This window comes from Paenibacillus sp. ClWae2A (genome assembly GCF_032452295.1).
GTDB lineage: Bacteria > Bacillota > Bacilli > Paenibacillales > Paenibacillaceae > Paenibacillus.
This window is the reverse complement of sequence record NZ_JAULSQ010000007.1, coordinates 109,074-125,405: the sequence shown is the minus strand read 5'-3', so window position 1 is coordinate 125,405 and position 16,332 is coordinate 109,074. Positions and strand designations below refer to the sequence as shown.

The 16,332-nt window shown below is 49.1% G+C and carries 18 protein-coding genes and 5 tRNA genes; 14 read left to right on the top strand and 9 right to left on the bottom strand.

Going from position 1 to position 16,332, the window contains the following annotated elements:
• The first annotated feature begins 99 nt into the window (after positions 1–99).
• The 3 genes from QVE09_RS20395 to QVE09_RS20385 all read left to right on the top strand — a co-directional run bounded on the left by QVE09_RS20395 (position 100) and on the right by QVE09_RS20385 (position 825).
• The gene (locus QVE09_RS20395; protein WP_215078287.1) at positions 100–561 is read left to right on the top strand and encodes a SprT family protein; all 462 of its coding nucleotides are present in this window, start codon (positions 100–102) and stop codon (positions 559–561) included.
• A gap of 93 nt (positions 562–654) precedes the next feature.
• Positions 655–730 (top strand) — tRNA-Asn (locus tag QVE09_RS20390).
• A gap of 6 nt (positions 731–736) precedes the next feature.
• Positions 737–825, top strand: a tRNA-Ser gene (locus QVE09_RS20385).
• A gap of 220 nt (positions 826–1,045) precedes the next feature.
• Here the strand turns inward: QVE09_RS20385 and QVE09_RS20380 are convergent.
• The gene (locus tag QVE09_RS20380) at positions 1,046–1,744 is read right to left on the bottom strand and encodes an ArsR/SmtB family transcription factor (protein WP_315938252.1); all 699 of its coding nucleotides are present in this window, start codon (positions 1,742–1,744) and stop codon (positions 1,046–1,048) included.
• Positions 1,745–1,850: 106 nt separating this feature from the next.
• Here QVE09_RS20380 and QVE09_RS20375 point away from each other — a divergent pair, with 106 nt between their 5' ends.
• A complete protein-coding gene (locus tag QVE09_RS20375; protein ID WP_315938251.1) occupies positions 1,851–2,510 on the top strand; it encodes a flavin reductase family protein in 660 nt (219 codons plus the stop codon).
• Between the two features lie 96 nt (positions 2,511–2,606).
• A complete protein-coding gene (locus tag QVE09_RS20370) occupies positions 2,607–3,278 on the top strand; it encodes an MgtC/SapB family protein (RefSeq protein ID WP_017690026.1) in 672 nt (223 codons plus the stop codon).
• Positions 3,279–3,342: 64 nt separating this feature from the next.
• Here QVE09_RS20370 and QVE09_RS20365 read toward each other — a convergent pair whose 3' ends face one another.
• Both QVE09_RS20365 and QVE09_RS20360 read right to left on the bottom strand, forming a co-directional pair.
• Positions 3,343–4,239 (bottom strand): Cof-type HAD-IIB family hydrolase, encoded by an 897-nt coding sequence (locus tag QVE09_RS20365; RefSeq protein WP_036610865.1) that lies wholly within the window; start codon positions 4,237–4,239, stop codon positions 3,343–3,345.
• Between the two features lie 4 nt (positions 4,240–4,243).
• Positions 4,244–5,020, bottom strand: a complete 777-nt coding sequence (locus QVE09_RS20360; protein ID WP_047842021.1) for a DeoR/GlpR family DNA-binding transcription regulator — start codon at positions 5,018–5,020, stop codon at positions 4,244–4,246.
• 307 nt (positions 5,021–5,327) lie between these two features.
• Between QVE09_RS20360 and QVE09_RS20355 the strand changes: the two genes are divergently transcribed.
• The 4 genes from QVE09_RS20355 to QVE09_RS20340 all read left to right on the top strand — a co-directional run bounded on the left by QVE09_RS20355 (position 5,328) and on the right by QVE09_RS20340 (position 6,277).
• A tRNA-Glu gene (locus QVE09_RS20355) sits at positions 5,328–5,399 on the top strand.
• Between the two features lie 106 nt (positions 5,400–5,505).
• Positions 5,506–5,581: transfer RNA gene (locus QVE09_RS20350), tRNA-Lys, on the top strand.
• Between the two features lie 18 nt (positions 5,582–5,599).
• Positions 5,600–5,682, top strand: a tRNA-Leu gene (locus tag QVE09_RS20345).
• Between the two features lie 169 nt (positions 5,683–5,851).
• On the top strand, positions 5,852–6,277 hold the full coding sequence (locus tag QVE09_RS20340; protein ID WP_036610863.1) for a helix-turn-helix domain-containing protein: 426 nt from the start codon (positions 5,852–5,854) through the stop codon (positions 6,275–6,277).
• A 108-nt stretch (positions 6,278–6,385) separates the two neighbouring features.
• Here QVE09_RS20340 and QVE09_RS20335 read toward each other — a convergent pair whose 3' ends face one another.
• From QVE09_RS20335 to QVE09_RS20310, 6 genes are read right to left on the bottom strand one after another with little or no spacing between them, the layout of a single operon-like run.
• Positions 6,386–7,357, bottom strand: coding sequence for an urease accessory protein UreD (locus tag QVE09_RS20335; RefSeq protein ID WP_315938250.1), 972 nt, complete (start codon positions 7,355–7,357; stop codon positions 6,386–6,388).
• On the bottom strand, positions 7,263–7,982 hold the full coding sequence (gene ureG / locus QVE09_RS20330) for an urease accessory protein UreG (protein WP_017690021.1): 720 nt from the start codon (positions 7,980–7,982) through the stop codon (positions 7,263–7,265). Before ureG ends, QVE09_RS20335 begins: the two co-directional genes overlap by 95 nt.
• A 33-nt stretch (positions 7,983–8,015) precedes the next feature.
• Positions 8,016–8,711 (bottom strand): urease accessory protein UreF, encoded by a 696-nt coding sequence (locus QVE09_RS20325; RefSeq protein WP_315938249.1) that lies wholly within the window; start codon positions 8,709–8,711, stop codon positions 8,016–8,018.
• A gap of 33 nt (positions 8,712–8,744) precedes the next feature.
• Positions 8,745–10,463, bottom strand: a complete 1,719-nt coding sequence (ureC, locus tag QVE09_RS20320; RefSeq protein ID WP_315938248.1) for an urease subunit alpha — start codon at positions 10,461–10,463, stop codon at positions 8,745–8,747.
• Complete coding sequence (locus QVE09_RS20315; RefSeq protein WP_315938247.1) at positions 10,460–10,849, bottom strand: urease subunit beta; 390 nt, start codon at positions 10,847–10,849, stop codon at positions 10,460–10,462. The genes ureC and QVE09_RS20315 overlap by 4 nt, the downstream gene beginning before the upstream one ends.
• A gap of 17 nt (positions 10,850–10,866) precedes the next feature.
• Positions 10,867–11,169 (bottom strand): urease subunit gamma, encoded by a 303-nt coding sequence (locus tag QVE09_RS20310; protein WP_253431836.1) that lies wholly within the window; start codon positions 11,167–11,169, stop codon positions 10,867–10,869.
• Between the two features lie 261 nt (positions 11,170–11,430).
• On the opposite strand from QVE09_RS20310, the gene urtA reads away from it, so the two are divergent.
• The 5 genes from urtA to urtE all read left to right on the top strand — a co-directional run bounded on the left by urtA (position 11,431) and on the right by urtE (position 16,328).
• Positions 11,431–12,681, top strand: coding sequence for an urea ABC transporter substrate-binding protein (urtA, locus tag QVE09_RS20305; RefSeq protein ID WP_315938246.1), 1,251 nt, complete (start codon positions 11,431–11,433; stop codon positions 12,679–12,681).
• Between the two features lie 183 nt (positions 12,682–12,864).
• A complete protein-coding gene (gene urtB, locus QVE09_RS20300; RefSeq protein ID WP_036610830.1) occupies positions 12,865–13,770 on the top strand; it encodes an urea ABC transporter permease subunit UrtB in 906 nt (301 codons plus the stop codon).
• Positions 13,771–13,791: 21 nt separating this feature from the next.
• Entirely contained in the window at positions 13,792–14,883 is a 1,092-nt protein-coding gene (gene urtC / locus QVE09_RS20295; protein WP_315938245.1) for an urea ABC transporter permease subunit UrtC, read from the top strand.
• The gene (gene urtD / locus QVE09_RS20290; protein WP_315938244.1) at positions 14,846–15,655 is read left to right on the top strand and encodes an urea ABC transporter ATP-binding protein UrtD; all 810 of its coding nucleotides are present in this window, start codon (positions 14,846–14,848) and stop codon (positions 15,653–15,655) included. Before urtC ends, urtD begins: the two co-directional genes overlap by 38 nt.
• The gene (gene urtE / locus QVE09_RS20285) at positions 15,633–16,328 is read left to right on the top strand and encodes an urea ABC transporter ATP-binding subunit UrtE (protein ID WP_315938243.1); all 696 of its coding nucleotides are present in this window, start codon (positions 15,633–15,635) and stop codon (positions 16,326–16,328) included. Before urtD ends, urtE begins: the two co-directional genes overlap by 23 nt.
• Positions 16,329–16,332: the final 4 nt, after the last annotated feature.

Below are 16,332 nucleotides of genomic sequence, written 5' to 3'. Positions count from 1 at the left end.
CATACATTCTACTTGACAGTGTAGCCTACGAAACGGTTAAAATTCAAGTATTATGCCGGAAAAACAAATGCTCCGAGGGGGTGCAAGGAGAGGATACCGATGGAAAATGAGGAATTGCAACAATGGATTGAACAGGTATCACTGGATCATTTCGGAGTGCCGTTCACCCATGAAGCGTTGTTTAACAGTCGCCTGACCACGACGGGTGGGCGTTATATGCTCAAAAGTCACCGGATTGAGATCAATCCGCATCAACTCGAAGCCTACGGGCGGGATGAGGTTGAAAAAATTATCAAGCATGAGCTGTGTCACTATCATCTGCATATTCGTGGGCGCGGCTATCAGCATCGTGACCCGGAATTCAAGGCTTTATTGCAGAAGGTGGGCGGCTCGCGTTACTGCCAATCGCTTCCTGACGGCAAAGGCAGAAAGCCGCTTCCATATCGTTATAAGCTGGTGTGCAAGAGCTGTGGTACGGAATATTTGCGCAAGCGGAAAATAGATCCGAAGCGTTATCGCTGTGGTCGTTGCGCGGGAAAGCTGAGCCTTCAGAATATCTGATGTGTGTATCATTCAATATATTAAAGAAAGTGATGGAAGGCATGTTGACTTGGATTATTAATCATGATAAATTATTCTTATTCAAGTTAATTTTCCCTGATAGCTCAGTTGGTAGAGCACTCGACTGTTAATCGAGTTGTCACAGGTTCGAGCCCTGTTCGGGGAGCCATTTCTTGGAGAGATACCCAAGTGGCTATAAGGGGACCCTCTGCTAAGGGGTTAGACTGCGTAAGCGGTGCGAGGGTTCGAATCCCTCTCTCTCCGTTCTGAATTAAACTTCTCTGCAAAGGGATGAGAACCCTAAAGGTTCGTCGGAGCATAAGCTTCGTTAGCAATACTTCGCAGTCTCGAACGAAGAGAGAGTACCGCGCTCTCTCCGTTCTGATTGCACAAAAAATCCTCTTCACATTAGACCGATTAACGGTCAATGTGAAGGGGATTTTTTGCGTTCTCATCTTTGATTATCCCTGGTATAGGCTTCTGCTTAAAGTGAAATGCTCAACACCTCGTATAACCCTTTCTTGCCTGCTTCCGTTACTTCGACAGAACGACTTCCTGTTTTTTGACGAATCCAGTCCAGTTCCGATAACCGATGTCTGAGTTGTTCCCCAAGCATACCTGAGAGATGGTGACGGCGTTCGCTCCAATCCAGACATTTACGAGCGATGGCCCGGCGTGACCCCGGTTTCACTTGAAGTTCAATGCCGAACGTGTTGAACCACTGCCTTCCTTCCTCTGTAACTTGATAATCCTTGCTGTGTGCCTCTTCGGGCTCTGCAAGATAACCCTTCTGTACTAAGGCTTCAGAGAGTGAGATTCCCAATTTCCCGGCCAGATGACCATAACAGGTCCGTGCATAACTCAGCTGTTGAAGCTGATTGGATTGTTTGAGAGAGCGGATCTGCACAGGCGGGGCAATACTGGCCATGGTTTCAATCAGATTAGCAATTTCTTTGCTTGCAAGACGGTAGTATCGGTGGCGTCCTTGTTGTTCAACTTCGAGTAATCCTCCCTCTACGAGTTTAGCTAGATGGCTGCTTGCCGTCTGGGGCGTGACGCCTGCCATATGAGCAAGCTCTCCTGCGGGCAACGCACGGCCATCCAGTAAGGATGACAGAAAAATAGCGCGGCTTGGATCGGCGATTAACGACGCAATAACAGTAATATTTGGATATACATTCATACTTCGATCATATCTGAACTATTACTGTATTACAATTCTTTTGTATCGTCCCATACGGGTCAGATTGAGCTTATAAACGAATGGATTGGAACAGGAGAGGTACAGGATGAAAAAGATAACGAAACAGGACTTTGCTGCAGAGCAGTTGCCCGAGAGTCCAGAAGTGATTCAACATGAAACGATTAATCCCAGTATTTTATATTATGGTACGCCCGTATTGCTGCTAAGTACATTAAATGAGGATGGGTCAACCAACTTGTCTCCACTGTCCTCATCTTGGGCACTGGCGGACTGTCTGGTGCTGGGTCTAGGTACACAGGGCAAAGCCTATGAAAATCTGAGTCGACACCCGGAGTGTGTAATTAATTTGCCGGATGCGACTATGTGGAAACAGGTTGAGGCATTGGGTCGTTTTACGGGAGTTAGCCCGGTTCCTGAGGAGAAAAGGCAGATGGGCTATGAATATTGTCATGATAAATTCACCTTAGCTGGACTGACATCTGAATCATCAGTTCAGGTGGCTCCAGATAAAATAGCTGAATGTCCGCTCCAGATTGAAGCGGCTGTACAACACATACGTATTCCTGAACACACACCGTTCATGGCGATTGTGGAAGTGAAAGCGATGAAGGTGCACGCGCACACAAGGCTAATATCTGGACCGAACAAGATTAATCCAGAGGAATGGCATCCGCTGATATATAATTTCAGATATTATTACGGATTGGGAGAGAGACAAGGGGGCAATTTTCGGGCAGAGAATTGACCTGAGTGGAAGTTCAACTTATGTAGTCAGGGAAAGATTGGGTAATAGTAAAGATAGACTCATGTAAGCATATACATAATGAAAGAGGTGATGTGCATGGAAGTGGAATATTTGATGCGTGTACTCATAGCTGGAATATGTGGTGTGCTAATCGGATATGAGCGCAAGAATCGAATGAAAGAAGCGGGAATCCGTACTCATTTTGTGGTCGCAGTCGGTGCTGCCCTGATGATGATTGTGTCCAAATACGGATTCCAGGATCAGGCTGGCTGGGACAATCTGTCCCTTGACCCTTCAAGGATCGCTGCACAAGTCGTTAGTGGTGTGGGGTTCATTGGCGCTGGCATGATCTTCACACAGCGTCACACGGTCAGGGGATTGACCACAGCGGCTGGCATATGGGCTACGGCGGGCATGGGACTTGCCGTGGGTTCAGGTCTGTATTGGACGGGTGCAGGCGTGACACTGCTTATTGTAGTGGCACAGATGCTGCTGCATAGACCCACACGCTGGCTGGTATCCGCCCGAACAGAGACGTTAACCATCCATCTGCAAAATGAGGGAGAGGCCCTGAAGACTGTTTTGGCACTGCTGGGACAGGAGAAAATCTCAGTCATCGGATTTAAGACTGAACAGCAAACAAGCACAGACTCCGTGGAAGAGACCGTGCTTGAATTCACGTTGCAACTGCCCGGTTCATACCGGGGAGAGCAACTAATTATTTTATTACAGGATGTGCCTCACGTTCGATCTGCGGAGTTGAAATGAAGAGAGCCTGCATGGATCAACAGGTGATCATGCAGGTTCAGTACTTAATTCAGTATGGGTTCAATTACTGACCCTCTCCGACAATCGTTTCCGGACGGGACACCGGTTTACCTTCAAGCAGGCACTCGATGGCATGGGCAACACCGTGCTCCACATTGGTCAGCGTTATGGCTTTGGCTAATGCCTGGATTTCGGGTTCGCCATTACCCATGGCGATGCCGAGTCCTGCCATTTTTAACATGGAGACATCGTTGAAGTTATCGCCGATCGCTACTGTATCCTCCATGGAGATGTTCAGGTGAGCAGCCAGTTTGGTGAGGGCATTACCTTTGGATACGTCTGGGTGCTGCATTTCGAAGTTATGCTCAAAGGATACAACCATTGCGACATCGGATCGGGATGCGAAGTATTCTCGTCCTGTCTTTACTTTGTCCGGATTCATGGAGAAGGCCATAATATTATAGATGTAGGCTTCTGCCGGAATTTCGAGATGGCTGTTTACGCGGTGGTAGTCTTTTTTGTCATAGTGTTTCTTGATGGAGCGAATCATGCGTGCAATGTCCTCACCAGGGTTTGAACCAAGAACACGTTCCATCTCGGCGAGCAAGGTCTCATGACTGCTACGCGGGGCATAGATGCCTTGTTGCGTTGAAGCCTCATAATAGACATCGTGATCTTCCAGCCACTGCATGACGGAAGCTGCTGTGTCACGCTCGAGCGGAAGATGGAATAAACGTTCACCGTCTGCGTCATGAATTGTCGCTCCGTTGGAGCCGATAATTGGGGTTTTGATTCCGCCTTCGCGGCTGATGGTCACAACATCGGAATAAACACGTCCTGTTGCAATGGTAACTTTCATACCGGATTGCTGGGCCTTTTGGATAGCTGCGGCATTCTCCGGGCTAATCTGGCTATCTATGTTCAACAAAGTTCCATCTAAATCTGTGGCAAATAATTTCATATATTTACAACTCCTTATCATCTGTTGGTTCAGGAATGAGAATCTCAACCTGTTGTTCGGCTAGAAAAACAAGCCATTCTTTGGTTGGCCATTGATCCGTAATCAATACATCCACCAATGACCAGTCGGCAAAACGATAACCATAACGTCTATCAAACTTGGATTGATCTGCAAGAACAACAACTTTCTTGGCAGCTTTCATCATTTGGTGTTTAATTTTCCCTTCCTCTTCGGAAGCACTGAAGCCATCCATGGTGATACCGCCAATTCCGATAAAGGCTTTATCTACATAATAGTGGGAGAGGGTCTCGATAACAGAGGTACCGTAGACATAACGTTGTTCCTTATCTACTTTGCCTCCGAGCAAACGAATCTGGACAGCAGTGTGATTGGAGAGAAGATCAGCGGAATGAATCGAATTAGTAATGACGGTACAGGATTTGCCGTTTAAGTTCTCGGCACAGGCCTGCACAGTCGTGGAAGAGTCCAGAATAATGATCTCGCCTTCCCTTACAATGGCCGCAGCGAGTTTGCCGATAGCCCTCTTTTCCTCAGATACATCGAGTAAACGGTCTTTGTAGGATCTGAATTCTTGCGGAGGAGGGGGGAGAATCGCGCCGCCACGGGTTCGGATAATGGCATCCTGTTCCTCAAGCTTAATCAGATCCCTGCGTGCAGTATCCCGTGATACATCAAACAAGGCGACAATATCATCGGCTGAGATGCGATTGTGTTTGCGTAGATGTTCAACAATGAGCTGCATTCGTTCTTCTTGAAACAAACATGTCACCTCCGAGTGTATGGATGACCGTACTTATACTGATACTTTAATTATAAGTATTCTTAATGTGATTTGCAATATTGTAAGCGAACGTAAGTTTTTATAAGTGTTTTGATGGATGATTTACATTGTTCCTGCACGGGGATGACATTGGCATGAATGGGGAGGTGGCTAATAAAGCGGCTTTAAAGAGCAGTATGCAATGGACAAAAAGGCTTGAAAAATAAATTTTAAAAAAAGTATTGCAAGTTTAAATTGTCCTGTGGTATACTCATTCTTGTCGCCAAGAAAGACAACTTGTTATTAAGGCCCGTTGGTCAAGGGGTTAAGACACCTCCCTTTCACGGAGGTAACAGGGGTTCGAATCCCCTACGGGTCATATCTTCACCACCTCATGAGATCTATATTTTCGATGAGTAATCCTCAAAGTCATTGCTCTTATAGACAAGAATGAAGCATGGCACATCCGGTGAAGTTTACAGCAAGAGCCATTAGCTCAGTTGGTAGAGCACCTGACTTTTAATCAGGGTGTCGAAGGTTCGAGCCCTTCATGGCTCACCATTTTTTACAATTGAATATGCGGTCGTGGTGGAATGGCAGACACGCTATCTTGAGGGGGTAGTGGGTGTATACCCGTGGAGGTTCGAGTCCTCTCGACCGCATCACAGCAACAACATAAGATAGACTTCTATGATCATTCATGGGAGTCTATCTTTGTGTTATACAATATACCTCATCCTGTTCCAAGCATATAAAGGCTGAGCATTCAGGAATAATGTGGTATAATTCAAGCAGATGAGTTGATTATTACGGTTGGAAGGCGGTTCTTGTATGCAGTCGATCTATGAGCGAATTGAACACCTGATTGCCGAACGAGGAATGACCAAGAAGGCTTTCTGCCAACAGCTGAAGATTAGCACAGGCAATCTGGGTGATTGGAAACGTGGCAAGTCTATTCCGAGTACGAATAAATTAATTGAGATTGCTTCGTTTTTTGATGTGAGCCTCGACTGGCTCATGATTGGACGTCCATCGAAGGAAGCGATGGTTCGGGAAAAACGGGAGGATTATTTTTTTGACGTTTTGCGGCAATTGAATTGCCAAGAAAGTGAATTATCGACTGTGGAACAGTCTTTTATCAGCGAATATATTGAGTTCACCCGTTACCGCAAATCGAAAGAAAGTAAGGATGCAGGCGACTATCGCTATAAACCTGAGAACAAATCAGAGAACGATTCTGAGGAAAACGAAGCGTAAGTGATATGAGCAGCATCCATAGACTGAATGTACAAAAACCTCTGGACTAATCCGAACACACTCGGAGAAAGTTCAGAGGTTTTTTGGTGTTAATTAGGCTTCATGTCCTTATTTACGAAAGACAAGAGTTTCTTTGCCCAGCAGCTGGGGACGAAGTGTGTTCCAGATCAGAAGGCACTGTTCCTGAAGCTCCCAAGCGGCCATGCCAAGGAGTCGAACGCCGATGCCTCCGGTTGCCAGCAAACTTGCACCTGCGAGCATCCGTCCATCTGGTGGCAGAGTGGATCTGACTTGTTCCAACTCCGCAGTACCAAGCCCCGGTGCGATCATCCACAACGCAGCGGTATGGGTATAGTGAAGGAGAGACGCGGAGTGTTTGGGATCATCGGTATCCGGTTCGAGTCCGAATCGATCCCAGACAGCCAGTTGTTCACCTTGCCATATCTCCGTCAAGCTACGGTAACGCTCAAATTGGAACGCTTCTCCCCGATGAATCCGTCCGGCAGACCAGATATCTGCATAGGCCAGGATTGCCTGTTCTTCCAGCTCAAAGGTTACAGTGAGCGAAGAAGAACTTCCCTTGAAGGGAATGACACATTCAGGGAAGTATTCCAGCGTGGCCCCTTTTCCCAACCGAAAGTGATGATTAACGGATGAGGGAATGGAAGGTGTAGGATGAAGCCTGGTAGCGGATGTGCTGCTTAGCATGACATGGGTGCATTCACCTAATTCCCACTCGGAATGATAATGATCCCCGTTAAGGACTCCGGGAGAGACGTCTGACGTGTACACACATAATTCGGTTCCACCTCCGGGAGGTCGAAAGGATCGGCTAAACCGGAGTGGTGCGCTGTAATAACGATCGGTCATGACAGTCCGCTCGCCTTGAAAGGCAAAGGTGGCCCGAAGCTCGCTGCGGCGTGTGACGGGCGCACCTGCACTTTCATCTCCATTTATCTCTGTTCCCGTGGGGACAGAAGATAAATTAATGCGAGTGAGTGCCATGTTCATGGCTGTGTGAATGCAGATGTGCAGCGGAAGCATCGTCATCCATATATTGATGTTCAAGCCAGTGGACAATCTCGGATACACCTTCACCGCTCATTAGATTAGACATGACATAAGGGCGGCCTTCGCGTACCCGCTCGGTATCATTTTTCATCACTTCCAGGCTTGCACCAACGTAAGGGGCGAGGTCAGTTTTGTTGATTAACAGCAGATCTGAACGTGTGATGCCGGGACCGCCTTTGCGAGGAAGTTTTTCTCCTTGAGCAACGTCGATAATGTAGATGAACACATCGGCCAGTTCCGGACTGAATGCAGCAGAGAGATTGTCGCCGCCGCTCTCGATGAAGATTAGTTGCAGATCCGGGAAACGTTCAATCAACTCGTCAACTGCTTCGAAATTCATGGAGGCATCCTCACGAATAGCGGTGTGCGGGCATCCGCCTGTCTCTACGCCGATAATACGCTCTGGTGCCAGTGCGTTCTGACGCAGCAAAATCTCGGCATCTTCCTTGGTATAAATGTCATTGGTGATGACAGCAAGGCTGTAACGTGTACGCAGTGCCTTGGACAGCTTCTCCACAAGGGCTGTTTTACCTGAACCTACCGGTCCACCAATTCCAATTCGCATCGGACGACTCCGATCAAATGCCTTACGTTCCCACTCCGGATGATGCGTATGATTAGCTCCTCCACACATAACAATTCCTCCTTGGTTAGATAAAAGTTGTAGTTAAGACATAAACAGCCGCGCGGGTAAGGTCTCGTGCCGCATGGCGTAGATTTCCTGGGCGATTCCGAAGCTGTGCATATCTTCGGGGTCATTGTCCCGTATGAGAGCCCATTCCGCTTCGATATCATCAAGCAGTTTCTGAATCAACATCTGCGCTTCGGTTTGTCCGATGGGCAGCAGGCGAAGTGCGCTGTTCACATAAGCGTTCACTGAGGTATACAGATGCCCGGTAACGGCTTCATCCAATTCAATCTCCAATTGATAGTTGATATAACCGTGAATGGTCGTGATGCCGCAATACGCGCCATGTTCCCGGATGGCCTTATCAATCAGGGAAAAGTCCATCCATGGATAGAGTGAACGGGCCAGCTTGAGCAGTCGCTTTCCCATTTTATGGCCGCTTTCCCTGAGTTCCCGAGGGGAGCGCTGGGCGTGGACACGTTTGTCATACAGAGCAAGTAGAGCGGCATCTTGCTGTTTTATCGCCTGATAGACGCCTTTGATGGCAAGACCATCTAGTCGTACAAGACTGGAGTGAAGCTGGTTGCGAATAAACTGTTCAAGCTGCGCGGTATTTTGCACGGTGCCATCATACGTGTAAGCTTCCAGGCCGAAGGAATGGGAGAAACCACCAATGGGCAGGGCTGAATCCAGCAGCTGAACGTAACGAAGTAGCTTCGTGCCACTGTTCATCATGAGTGCCCCCTTATCAGCTAATCCGTGTTCCTATCAAAACATAAAGTACCGCTGTGCCATAGGTAACTCGTCTGCGGGTTCACAGGTGAGCAGCTCGCCGTCGGCGCGTACCTCATAGGTTTCGGGATCGACTTCAATAACGGGGGTGACATCGTTATGAATCATGTCTTTTTTGCTGACCGAGCGGCAGCCTTTGACGGGTTCGACACGTTTTTTCAGGCCCAATGACTCTTTGATCCCCGCATCTGCTGCGGCTTGGGAGACAAAGGTGATCGATCCGCTGGCAATGGCGCTACCATAAGCTCCGAACATGGGTCTGCCAAATACGGGCTGAGGTGTCGGGATGGACGCATTGGGATCACCCATCTGGGCGAATGTAATCATGCCACCCTTGATGACAATCTCGGGTTTAACACCGAAGTAAGCTGGTTTCCATATGATTAGATCTGCCAGCTTTCCAACTTCCACGGAACCGACGAGATGACCGATTCCGTGTGCGATAGCTGGATTGATGGTGTACTTGGCGACATATCGCTTGATCCGATCGTTATCGGAGGGAGAATTCGGGTTGAGCTCAAGTTTGCCGCGCTGTTTTTTCATTTTGTCGGCTGTCTGCCAGGTGCGGATAATGACTTCGCCGACTCGGCCCATGGCTTGAGAATCGGAACTGATGATGCTGAACACGCCAAGATCATGCAGAATGTCTTCGGCTGCGATTGTCTCTGGACGAATCCGTGAATCGGCAAAAGCTACATCTTCCGGGATGGAAGGGTCCAGATGGTGACACACCATCAACATATCAAGGTGCTCTTCTACGGTGTTGCGTGTGTACGGTCGTGTTGGGTTGGTTGATGAGGGGATAACGTAGGACTCCCCAGCGGCCCGGATGATATCCGGTGCGTGTCCGCCACCAGCGCCTTCCGTATGGTACGTGTGGATCGTCCGGCCGTTGATCGCAGCCAGGGTGTTTTCGAGAAATCCGGTTTCGTTCAATGTATCGGTATGGATAGCCACTTGAACATCATGTTCTCCGGCGGCAGTCAGACAGGCATCGATAGCACTCGGGGTAGTACCCCAATCCTCATGCAGCTTCAGGCCGATTACACCCGCTTCAATCTGTTCGATTAAAGGTGCGGTGCTGGAACTGTTGCCTTTGCCGAGGTAACCGATGTTCATGGGAAAAGCTTCTGCCGATTCTAACATCCGGTGGATGTGCCAGGCTCCTGGTGTGCAGGTGGTGGCTTTGGTTCCTGTTGCTGGTCCTGTTCCGCCGCCAATCATGGTCGTGACCCCGGAGGATAACGCAGTTTGAATCTGCTGTGGACAGATGAAATGAATATGGGTATCAATGCCGCCAGCAGTTACTATAATGCCTTCAGCAGCAATGATTTCGGTGGAAGCACCGATAACCAGTGCGGGGTGAACACCATCCATTGTATCCGGGTTTCCGGATTTGCCAATGGCGCAGATGTGACCGTCCCGAATGCCGATATCCGCTTTTACAATACCCCAATGATCGATAATGATGGCGTTGGTGATAACAGTATCGGGAGTGCCGTCACTGCGAAGTGCAGAGGTGGACTGGCCCATCCCGTCGCGGATGACCTTACCGCCCCCGAACTTGCTCTCATCACCGTAGACGGCATAATCATGTTCAATCTCTGCCCATAACTCGGTATCCGCAAGTCTTACGGCATCACCGGTTGTGGGTCCAAACATCGACACGTATTGTTCGCGGCTCATTCGTTTCATGAAGGCTCACCCCCATCCTGTATGGGAGGGGAGAATGTCTTCAGGAATGCCTCCAGTTTCTGTGGATCAGGGGCCTGATCTGCAGAGCCTTCCGTTAATCCATTGAATCCGTAAATCTGGCGTTTGCCGCCAAAGGTCGTGAGTTCAACCGGTTTCTCTTCACCGGGTTCGAAGCGGACTGCGGTGCCTGCCGGAATATGCAGACGATGTCCAAAAGCCGAAGTGCGATCAAAGTCCAGTGCTGCATTAACTTCATAGAAGTGAACGTGAGAGCCGACCTGGACGGGGCGGTCACCGCGGTTAAGGACAACGAGGCGTACGGTTGAACGATCCGGATGACAGATGATGTCGTCATCTGGCTTCAAGCGATATTCACCAGGAATCATAGCTTCTCCTGCCTTTCTCAGCGTATAGGTTCATGTACGGTAACCAGTTTGGTACCGTCAGGAAATGTGGCTTCTACCTGTACTTCAGGGATCATATCGGGAACGCCATCCATACAGTCTTCGCGTGTCAGGATGGTGCCTCCGTGTCTCATTAAATCGGCAACACTCATTCCATCCCGGGCCCGTTCCATAAGTTCGGAGGTCAACAAAGCTATGGCTTCGGGAACATTCAACTTGAGTCCGCGTGCTCTTCGTTCACGGGCGAGATTAGCGGCCACGGTAATCAGGAGTTTTTCTTTTTCCTGTTCAGTCCAGTGCAAGGCAATCCGACCTTTCGCTTATAGTGTCTGATATGTTCATGAATCAAGTTATATGTTAAATATACTCACACAGGGTGATTTCTTTGTCAATAAGCTTCAAGGCTTATTAGCAGTATGCATGAAACAGGTAGGCATGAAATAAAATTATGTAAGCTATATTGACATGAAGAGTGTAACGCTCCATAATTTGGATCAACGAACATTTCGGGTGTAAATGACCTTAATGTTCGGCAATAGACTAAAAAAAGGGAGTGTAGGCTATTGAAGAAGAGGTCGGTCAAGTTATGGAGTATTTTGCTCGGTGCGGTCATTGTGATGACAGGATGTGTGGAGGGCACTGCGCCACCTGAAGCTTCAGGTTCTAGTGGTACAGGAGAGTCGGCTGCATCCGGGGAACCAATTAAAGTTGGCATTCTTCACTCCCTTAGCGGAACGATGGCGATCAGTGAGGTATCTGTTAAAGATGCCGAGATGCTTGCTATTGAAGAGATTAACGCCGCGGGCGGAGTTTTGGGTAAACAGATCGAGCCTGTAATTGAGGATGGCGCTTCGGATTGGCCTACTTTTGCGGAGAAGGCTGGGAAGTTACTGCAACAGGATAAGGTAGCTGCTGTATTTGGTGGATGGACCTCTGCGAGTCGGAAGGCTATGCTCCCGGTGTTTGAACAGAACAAAGGTCTGTTATTTTACCCGGTACAATATGAAGGATTGGAATCATCGCCAAATATTTTTTATACAGGAGCAACAACCAATCAGCAGATCGTTCCATCCGTAACCTGGTTACTGGAGAACAGGGGTAAGACGTTTTATCTGCTCGGTTCAGATTATGTATTTCCGAAAACGGCCAATCAGGTCATTAAGGCACAACTCGCAGCAGAGGGCGGCGAAGTGGTGGGTGAAGAATACACACCGCTGGGCCATACCGATTACAGTACCATCATAAGCAAAATCAAGGCTGCGAAGCCGGATATTGTATACAATACGCTGAACGGAGATAGCAATGTGGCCTTCTTCAAACAATTGAAGGATGCCGGAATCTCCTCGGATCAGATGACGACCCTGTCAGTAAGTGTGGCGGAGGAAGAAATCCGTGGTATTGGCGCAGACGTATTGAAGGGGCATCTGGCTTCGTGGAATTATTATCAGACAACGGATACACCTGAGAATGCAACATTTGTTGCCAAGTATAAAGAAAAATACGGTGCTGATCGAGTGACAGCTGATCCGATTGAAGCGGGATATGTGGCGGTTTATCTCTGGAAGGCGGCGGTGGAAAAAGCAGGATCAACCGACGTGGAGAAGGTGAAGGCAGCTGCCAAGGGTCTGGAGTTTGATGCCCCGGAAGGTAAGGTAACCGTGGATGGAGAGAATCAGCATATCTACAAAACCGTACGGATCGGTGAGGTGCAGGAAGATGGGCAGTTCAAGGAATTGTGGAATTCTGGTGCACCTGTCAAACCGGACCCTTATCTGAAAACGTATGAATGGGGAGCTTCCCTTAGTTCCAAATAACATAGAAACCTCGCAATAAACACAGGCAAATCGCTACAAAGCAGCCGAAACAGAAACGAGGGTGTGACAACACATCCTCTTACCGTATTGCGGTAAAGCGTTACTGTGATGTGAAATGTAGGGCTGGTGCTAATTGAAGTCATGTGAAATATCGAGAGTCACGGTATGGAGGAGGGGAACGCGATGGATATGTTTATCCTGCAGATGTTCAATGGTCTGAGTATCAGTTCAATTCTGTTGTTGATTGCATTGGGGCTTGCGGTAACGTTTGGGCTGATGAATGTCATCAATATGGCTCACGGTGAACTGATCATGATTGGTGCATATGCAACGTATGTAACACAAAATCTGTTTATGTCCTATGCTCCAGCGGCATGGTTTGGTGCCTACTTTGTTGTAGCTTTGCCGATTGCGTTCATAGTAGCTGCTCTGATTGGCTGGTTGCTTGAAGTGGTGCTGATCAGGCATCTATATGGCAGGCCGCTGGACAGTCTGCTTGCGACATGGGGTGTAGGCATGATGCTGCAACAACTTGCCCGTACGATATTTGGAGCGCCGAATGTGGGGGTTTCCAGTCCGGCTTGGCTCAATGGGGGATTGGCGATCTCGGATGGCATTGTATTTCCGTACAAGCGAATTTTCATTATTGCATTGGTTGCGGTTGTGCTGCTGTGCATGTATCTCTATATCTATCGAACCTCCTCCGGACGACGAATGAGGGCTGTGATGCAGAATCGGAGTATGGCAGGGTGCCTTGGAATTTCGACCCGGCGGGTGGATGGCATGACCTTTGCCATTGGTTCGGGCATTGCCGGAATTGCTGGCTGTGCATTAACGCTCATTGGCCCGATAGGTCCTTCACTTGGTACGTATTATATTGTGGATGCCTTCATGGTCGTTGTTCTGGGTGGGGTAGGGAAATTGGTCGGAACCGTGTGCGGTGCCCTGGGGATTGGTATGTTCAACACGCTGTTCGAAACCTATACCTCGGCCTCCATTGGCAAGGTGCTTGTGTTTGTATGTATCGTTGCTTTCCTGCAATGGAAACCACGCGGCTTGGTCGCGATGCGCACACGAAGTCTCGATTAACGTGAAAAAGGGGGTTAGTTTATGTCGGCATTACTCAAGACTGGCAGTCTGAAAATGAGGATTATCTGGGCGGTTGTACTCATCATGATGTGTCTTGCTCCACTGATCTCCACGGAGTTTCGTCTGAGTCTGTTAGCCAAGTTTTTGGCGCTGGCAATCCTGGCTATCGGTCTCGATCTGATCTGGGGATATGGAGGTGTGCTGAGTCTTGGGCATGGGGTGTTCTTTGGTCTGGGTGGGTACGCGATGGCGATGTATCTGAAGCTTCAGGCCAGTGGAGCAACGCTTCCTGACTTCATGGGATGGAGTGGTCTCAGTGGTCTGCCATGGTTCTGGGAACCGTTTCGCTCTTTCCCGGTGGCGCTGTTATTGGGGATAGCCCTTCCGGCATTGCTTGCCTTTGCCCTGGGGTGGTTTACGTTCCGTAACCGGATCACCGGTGTTTATTTTACCATCCTGACTCAAGCCTTGGTTCTCATCACGGTGACGTTATTTGTTGGTAAACAGGAATGGACGGGTGGAACAAATGGCATTACCGGATATAATTCAATCTTTGGTTTTACACTTCATTCCGCTGGAACAACAATTGTTCTCTACTATATAACGCTTGCTGTTCTGGTGATCGCGTATATGCTCTGTCGTCGAATGGTGAACAGTCGGTTCGGTCAAGTGCTCGAAGCTGCGCGTGATGGAGAGAATCGGGTGCGATTCCTCGGATATGATCCGGCAGGATATAAAACGCTGGCTTTTGCTTTTTCCGGTGCGCTTGCAGGTATCGCTGGCATGTTGTTTGTCCTTCAGGTCGGTATTATCTCGCCATCGATGATGGGGATTGTGCCTTCCATTGAGATGGTCTTGTGGGTTGCATTGGGTGGTCGCGGTACGCTTATTGGAGCGGTCATCGGAGCGGTGGTGCTGAATGCAGCTAAAACAGGCATAAGTGAGGCTTATCCCGAAGGGTGGCTGTTTGTCATTGGTGGGCTCTTTGTAACGGTAGTTTTGTTCATGCCAAACGGTATTGTAGGTGTATATCGTCATGTCGTTCGCTTGCTGAAGCGGAGAGGAGAGAGTGCGCATGTCCAAGTCACTCGGGAAAAACCTAAAGTCTACTGAGGAATCAGCGGTGTTGGTCGCAGAGGATATTACAGTGGCCTTTGGTGGGTTCGTTGCTGTTAAAGGCATGAATCTGAAGCTGCATGAACATGACTTGCATTTTCTGATCGGACCGAATGGTGCAGGGAAAACAACGATGCTGGATGTGATATGTGGTAAAACCAAACCCATGTCCGGCTCGGTGAAGATAGCGGATGGCACGGACTTGACGCGATTGAGGGAACATCAGATTGTTCGCAAAGGTGTGGGACGCAAATTCCAGGCGCCATCGATCTTTGCAGGTCTGACGGTGCAGGAGAATCTGACGCTGGCGGCGGAGACTCGTCGTTCCCCTTTGCAAGCCATTGGCATTCGGAGATATGGGAAAATGAGTGCTGCCATGGAGCGTGTTACCCTCCAGATTGGTCTGCAAGACCGCGTTGATGCTCGTGCAGGAGCGTTATCGCATGGGGAGAAGCAGTGGCTGGAGATCGGCATGTTGCTTCTGCAGGAGCCGCGTGTGTTGTTGTTGGACGAACCAGCTGCAGGCATGACGGATGAAGAAACACACAAGACCGGGCGACTTCTGCAAGAGATTGCGCGTGAACGCTCGGTTGTGGTGGTGGAGCATGATATGGAGTTTGTGAGAGAGTTCGCAGCCAAGGTAACGGTGATGCATGAAGGGAAACTGCTGAAGGAAGGTACGATGGCGGAGGTACAGGCAGACCTGAAAGTGGCAGAAGTGTATCTGGGCAAAAGGAGGGATGACCATGCTGTCGCTGCATCGAATTGAATCCGGCTACGGGGAAAGCAATGTGCTTCGTGGTGTGAACCTGGATGTACAGCCTGGACAGGTGGTGTGTCTGATGGGCCGTAACGGTGTAGGTAAAACAACGTTGATGAAAACATTAATGGGGCTGCTCAAAACACGCAAGGGCAGTATTCAGTGGCAAAACCAGGAGATATCCACCTTGGATACAGCCAAGCGGGCAAGGGCAGGGATTGGTTATGTACCGCAGGGGCGGGAAATTTTCCCGCAGCTGACGGTGAAAGAAAATTTATTGCTCGGTCTGGAGACAAGTGGCCCGGGAGTAAAAACGTTCCCGGAGGATGTACTGGCGATGTTTCCAGTGCTTGCTACGATGTATGGACGGCAGGGCGGGGATCTGAGTGGTGGACAGCAGCAACAGTTGGCATTCGCCCGGGCATTGGCTTCGCGTCCGGGGTTGTTGCTCCTTGATGAGCCGACAGAAGGCATCCAGCCTTCTATCGTGGAGGACATTCGGCAGGTTATTTTGCAGCTCAAGGCAAAGGGGAACCTCTCGGTTCTGCTGGTAGAGCAGAATATTGATTTTGTACGAAGTGCCGCAGATTACATCTACATCATGGACAAAGGAACCATAACCCTGCATGGGACACCGCAAGAACTGGATATGTCGCAGTTTGAACATCATCTCTCCGTGTAGTTGC

Excerpts from the sequence above, each read along its gene's own strand:
- urtD (WP_315938244.1), top strand. The coding sequence starts at position 14,846 with ATGTCCAAGTCACTCGGGAAAAACCTAAAGTCTACTGAGGAATCAGCG.
- urtC (WP_315938245.1), top strand. The coding sequence starts at position 13,792 with ATGTCGGCATTACTCAAGACTGGCAGTCTGAAAATGAGGATTATCTGG.
- QVE09_RS20325 (WP_315938249.1), bottom strand. The coding sequence starts at position 8,711 with ATGATGAACAGTGGCACGAAGCTACTTCGTTACGTTCAGCTGCTGGAT.
- QVE09_RS20315 (WP_315938247.1), bottom strand. The coding sequence starts at position 10,849 with ATGATTCCTGGTGAATATCGCTTGAAGCCAGATGACGACATCATCTGT.
- QVE09_RS20395 (WP_215078287.1), top strand. The coding sequence starts at position 100 with ATGGAAAATGAGGAATTGCAACAATGGATTGAACAGGTATCACTGGAT.
- QVE09_RS20365 (WP_036610865.1), bottom strand. The coding sequence starts at position 4,239 with ATGAAATTATTTGCCACAGATTTAGATGGAACTTTGTTGAACATAGAT.
- QVE09_RS20340 (WP_036610863.1), top strand. The coding sequence starts at position 5,852 with ATGCAGTCGATCTATGAGCGAATTGAACACCTGATTGCCGAACGAGGA.
- QVE09_RS20380 (WP_315938252.1), bottom strand. The coding sequence starts at position 1,744 with ATGAATGTATATCCAAATATTACTGTTATTGCGTCGTTAATCGCCGAT.
- urtE (WP_315938243.1), top strand. The coding sequence starts at position 15,633 with ATGCTGTCGCTGCATCGAATTGAATCCGGCTACGGGGAAAGCAATGTG.
- urtB (WP_036610830.1), top strand. The coding sequence starts at position 12,865 with ATGGATATGTTTATCCTGCAGATGTTCAATGGTCTGAGTATCAGTTCA.
- ureC (WP_315938248.1), bottom strand. The coding sequence starts at position 10,463 with ATGAAACGAATGAGCCGCGAACAATACGTGTCGATGTTTGGACCCACA.
- QVE09_RS20375 (WP_315938251.1), top strand. The coding sequence starts at position 1,851 with ATGAAAAAGATAACGAAACAGGACTTTGCTGCAGAGCAGTTGCCCGAG.
- QVE09_RS20370 (WP_017690026.1), top strand. The coding sequence starts at position 2,607 with ATGGAAGTGGAATATTTGATGCGTGTACTCATAGCTGGAATATGTGGT.
- ureG (WP_017690021.1), bottom strand. The coding sequence starts at position 7,982 with ATGTGTGGAGGAGCTAATCATACGCATCATCCGGAGTGGGAACGTAAG.